Genomic DNA, 4,329 nt, shown 5'->3' with positions numbered 1-4,329 from the left:
GGATAAAGGCGTGATGGCGAACACAGGCGACACATCGGAGATCCTGCCTCGGCAACGGCGCCGTGCCGCGTTGCCATTGCAAGGGACTGACCAAGGGACTGACAAGGCCCGATGATCAAGGTCATCGCCATCGCCGTCTGGATCTGCGCCGCAACGCTGGGCGCCGTGTTCTATTCTTTCCAGGCGGCCGGCGAGCGCGGTGTCGGCGAAACGCCGAAGCCGATGCTGGGCGGCCTCGACTACGTCAAGACCGACATCATTTCGGTGCCGCTGATCCGCGATTCCGAGATCGGCGGCTATTTCCTGACCAAGCTTGTCTACACGGTCGAACCCGAGCAGATCAAGAAACTGTCCATTCCGGCCGAAGCGCTGATCACCGACCAGGTCTATTCCTACCTCTATTCCAATCCGCAGATCGACTTCACCAACAAGGCGACGATCGATCTCGATGCCTTCCGCGCCGCCATCCGCGATACCGTCAACACGCGTGTCGGGGCGCCTTTGGTGCATGAGGTTCTGATCGACCAGGTCAATTTCCTGTCGAAGGACGAAATCCGCGACAACTGGCTGCGCCGCAAGAAAAGCGAGACGGCGAGCGAAATGACCAAGGCGTTCAAGGAACACTGAGTTGCCGGGCTCGCATTTCCGGCCTCCTCCAGGCTCGCCTGCCGCAACGGCAGGAACCAACCGCCTGAATTCGCGTTGACGTAAACGTCAACGCAAAGCTATATGCGGCAGCGACCGTGATCGCGAAACCGCGGCACGGGCTTCGGCTGGATCGAAGCGCCGTTGCGAGACAGATGCAACCAGACAAGGAGAACAGCGTGAGCGTTCAGGAGATTGCCGAGAAGATCAAGTCGCGCGTGGCCAGCAGCGGGTTCGATCGTTCCGTGAAATTCGACACCGGCAGCGACGGCGTCATCGTCATCGACGGCGCAACCGTCTCGAACACCGATGCACCCACCGACTGCACCATCAAGCTCTCGCTCGACGATCTCGATTCGCTGATCGCTGGCGACCTGAACCCGACAATGGCGTTCATGACCGGCAAGATAAAGGTCGAAGGCGACATGACCGTTGCCATGGCGCTCAGCCAGCTGATCGGCTGAAGGCATGCAGGCGCCCAAGGTGGCGCCCACCAATCGCGAAAAAACGCCGCCTTTTCGGGCGGCGTTTTTGCATGAAATGCTGGCGGCTTCGTATCTCAGGCCGCCGATATCAATTCCTGCGCCTTCAGCTTGCGGCCGGCCGCCCTCAGCGTGCCGTGCACGCCGTCAAGCGCGCCTTCCACCAGTTCCAGCGCCAGCAGGCGGTGCCGCTCATAGGGTCCCGGCATGGCAAGCGAACCGGTCTTCTCGGCCGAGAAGCCGAAGCGCGCGTAATAGGGCGCATCGCCGACCAGAAGGATCGCGGCATGGCCAAGACGTGCCGCCTCGGCGATGGCATGGCGCATCAGGGCCGAGCCGATGCCGGCGTTCTTGAGCGACGGATCGACGGCAAGCGGGCCAAGCAGCAGCGCAGCCGCACCGCCCTCGCCCAGCCTGACGTCCCACAGCCGCACGGTGCCGGCGACGCCGCCCGAGCCATCGCGGGCGACGAAGACCAGGCCTTCCGAGGGCCGCCGGCCACGCCGCAGCTTCTCCGACGACTTTTTCCTGCGCTTCGGCCCCATCGCCCGATCGAGCAACGCCTCGCGCGCCGCAACATCGGCGGCGGTTTCGGCAACCATCACAAAGGCCGGTGCGTGGCCCCCAATTTCAACTGGCATTTCCATTTCCGTAATCCCTGGCGAGCGGAGATCTGTTCCACAGGCGAGCCCGGGTGGACGAAAGTCGCCCACCTGGGATGATCTGATCGGCTCTCTCAGCGCATTTTCAGGCGAAGTTGTGTCCGGTTCGCCGTTCGAAAATGCGCTGAGCAAGCGCCGTCAGATCACGTAGGATCGGAGAGGCTCGAAGCCGTTGAAGGCGACCGCCGAGTAGGTGGTCGTGTAGGCGCCGGTGCCTTCGATCAGCACCTCGTCGCCGATGGTCAGCGACAAAGGCAGCAGATAGGGCGTCTTCTCGTACATCACGTCGGCCGAATCGCAGGTCGGGCCGGCGAGCACGCAAGGTGCGGTCTCCGTGCCGTCATGCGCGGTGACGATCGGGTAGCGGATCGCCTCGTCCATCGTCTCGGCCAGGCCGCCGAACTTGCCGATGTCGAGGAACACCCAGCGCACATTGTCGTTGGCGGCCTTCTTCGAGATCAGCACGACTTCCGACTTGATGACGCCGGCATTGCCGACCATGCCACGGCCCGGCTCGATGATGGTCTCCGGAATGGCATTGCCGAAATGCTTGCGCAGCGCCGAGAAGATCGCCTGGCCATAGGCCTGGGCGGCCGGCACGTCACGCAGATAGCGCGTCGGGAAACCACCGCCCATATTGACCATCTTCAAGACGATGCCTTCCTCGGCGAGCGTCGCGAACACCACCTTGGCGTCGGCCAGCGCGCGGTCCCAGGCGGTCAGGTCGGTCTGCTGCGAGCCGACATGGAACGACACGCCATAGGCGTCGAGGCCGAGCCCCTTGGCATGGCGCAGCACGTCGACGGCCATCGCCGGCACGCAGCCGAACTTGCGCGACAGCGGCCACTCGGCGCCCTCGCCATCGGTCAGCACGCGGCAGAACACGCGCGCACCGGGCGCGACGCGGGCGATCTTCTCGACCTCTTCGACGCAATCGACGGCGAACAGGCGGATGCCGAGCTGGTAGGCGCGTGCGATGTCACGCTCCTTCTTGATGGTGTTGCCGAAGGAGATGCGGTCCGCCGGTGCACCAGCGTCCATCGCCATCTCGACTTCGGCAACGGAAGCGGTGTCGAAGGACGAGCCCATCGCAGCAAGCAGGCGCAGGATTTCCGGCGCCGGGTTTGCTTTCACCGCATAGTAGATCCTGGAATCGGGCAGCGCCTTCTCGAAGGCGCGGAAATTGTCGCGCACGACATCGAGGTCGACGACGAGGCAGGGGCCGGTCGGACGTCGGGTGGCGAGGAAGTCAAGGATGCGCTGGGTGGCCATCGGGGTCTCTCCATCAGCGCCTTTCGGCGCGCAATAAGGCTGCGGGACGCGGGCTGTCGGCCTCGCGAACTCGCGGTGGACAAAGGCGGGACGGAAATCCATGGAACCAGCCGGTGGAGACCCCGGAACCATGAAGCGCCGTCTCGCGGCGGTGAACCTTGGCCTTGCCCGGCCTCGGTTCGCTTTGTCTGCCTTGGCTTGGATGGGAGACCCGTCCGCACTGCCGGCAATGAAGGTGTGCCTCTTCAGTAACCCCGGTTTTTGGACAACCGGCAGAACACCAGAAAGGCCCGCACCGTCGTTGCTTCAAGGTGTCCTCGGGCTGGCGGTTGGCCGCTAGACCGACTGGAGGGGTTGGCTCCAGTTACCTTACCGATTTCCCTCACCATTCGAGGATCGGCGGACACCCACAGGCACGTGCGACTTTGGGCAAGCGCGATATAAGGGCGAAGACTTTCACAATCAATAAAAATCGTATCGCAGGTTGTAAAATTTCTGGCGTCGAACAATGTTGCGGCAACCGTATCCGGATATCGAACGATGACAGGCACGCACGGCCCTCTCAACGCCTTTCTCGATCTTCGCCAGATGCCCGTGGCACATGCCCAGCTCGGCCCGTTGGCCGGCCTGCGGCTGGCCGTCAAGGACATATACGACGTCGCCGGCTACCGCACCGGTTGCGGCAATTTGCAAAAATTCGCCGAAAGCCACGCAGCCTCGCGCACCGCACCCGCCGTGCAGATGATCCTCGATGCCGGCGCACGCTTCGTCGGCAAGACGCAGACCGACGAGCTCGCCTTCGCGCTGTTCGGTCAGAATGCGCATTTCTCGTTTCCGGTGAACCCGGCGGCACCCGACCGCGTCACCGGCGGCTCCTCATCGGGGTCGGCGGCGGCGGTGGCGGGCAGGCTGGCCGATATCGCCACTGGTTCCGACACCGGCGGCTCGATCCGCGCGCCGGCGAGCTTTTGCGGACTGATCGGGCTGCGCACCACGCATGGCCGCATTTCGCTCGACGGCACGATGAAGCTGGCGCCGAGCCTTGACACGTTCGGCTGGTTCGCCGACGACATCGAGACCTACGAGACCGTCGGCAAGCTGCTGCTCGGCCGCGATCCGCACCAGCACGTGTTGGACCGGCCGCTGGCGCTGGATTGGCTGGACGGGCTGGTCGCCCGCCCGGCGCTGGCCGAATATGCCGGAATGAAGGGGCTGGCGGGCGCGGGTTTCGGCGCGCCGGCGACGCCGGCAATCCGCTTCTCCTCATC

The 4,329-nt window shown here is 64.1% G+C and carries 5 protein-coding genes; 3 read left to right on the top strand and 2 right to left on the bottom strand.

Annotated elements, in window-relative coordinates; translation table 11 throughout:
- The first annotated feature begins 111 nt into the window (after nucleotides 1-111).
- Together EN879_RS25885 and EN879_RS25880 are read left to right on the top strand one after the other, a co-directional pair.
- Nucleotides 112-627 (top strand): hypothetical protein, encoded by a 516-nt coding sequence (locus tag EN879_RS25885; RefSeq protein WP_013529757.1) that lies wholly within the window; start codon nucleotides 112-114, stop codon nucleotides 625-627.
- 173 nt (nucleotides 628-800) lie between these two features.
- The gene (locus EN879_RS25880) at nucleotides 801-1,109 is read left to right on the top strand and encodes an SCP2 sterol-binding domain-containing protein (protein WP_128337429.1); all 309 of its coding nucleotides are present in this window, start codon (nucleotides 801-803) and stop codon (nucleotides 1,107-1,109) included.
- A 95-nt stretch (nucleotides 1,110-1,204) separates the two neighbouring features.
- Here EN879_RS25880 and EN879_RS25875 read toward each other — a convergent pair whose 3' ends face one another.
- Together EN879_RS25875 and odc2 are read right to left on the bottom strand one after the other, a co-directional pair.
- Nucleotides 1,205-1,774, bottom strand: a complete 570-nt coding sequence (locus EN879_RS25875; RefSeq protein WP_063168935.1) for an N-acetyltransferase — start codon at nucleotides 1,772-1,774, stop codon at nucleotides 1,205-1,207.
- 153 nt (nucleotides 1,775-1,927) lie between these two features.
- Complete coding sequence (odc2, locus tag EN879_RS25870; RefSeq protein ID WP_024502712.1) at nucleotides 1,928-3,061, bottom strand: ornithine/lysine decarboxylase; 1,134 nt, start codon at nucleotides 3,059-3,061, stop codon at nucleotides 1,928-1,930.
- A 540-nt stretch (nucleotides 3,062-3,601) separates the two neighbouring features.
- Here odc2 and EN879_RS25865 point away from each other — a divergent pair.
- Nucleotides 3,602-4,329 (top strand): amidase family protein (locus EN879_RS25865; RefSeq protein WP_245493866.1); only part of this gene is annotated, 728 nt, incomplete at its 3' end.

The sequence above is a fragment of the Mesorhizobium sp. M7A.F.Ca.AU.002.02.1.1 genome (genome assembly GCF_003998535.1).
Classification (GTDB): domain Bacteria; phylum Pseudomonadota; class Alphaproteobacteria; order Rhizobiales; family Rhizobiaceae; genus Mesorhizobium; species Mesorhizobium ciceri.
Note: the sequence above shows the minus strand (reverse complement) of the source record. Positions and strands in the feature narration are given on the sequence as shown.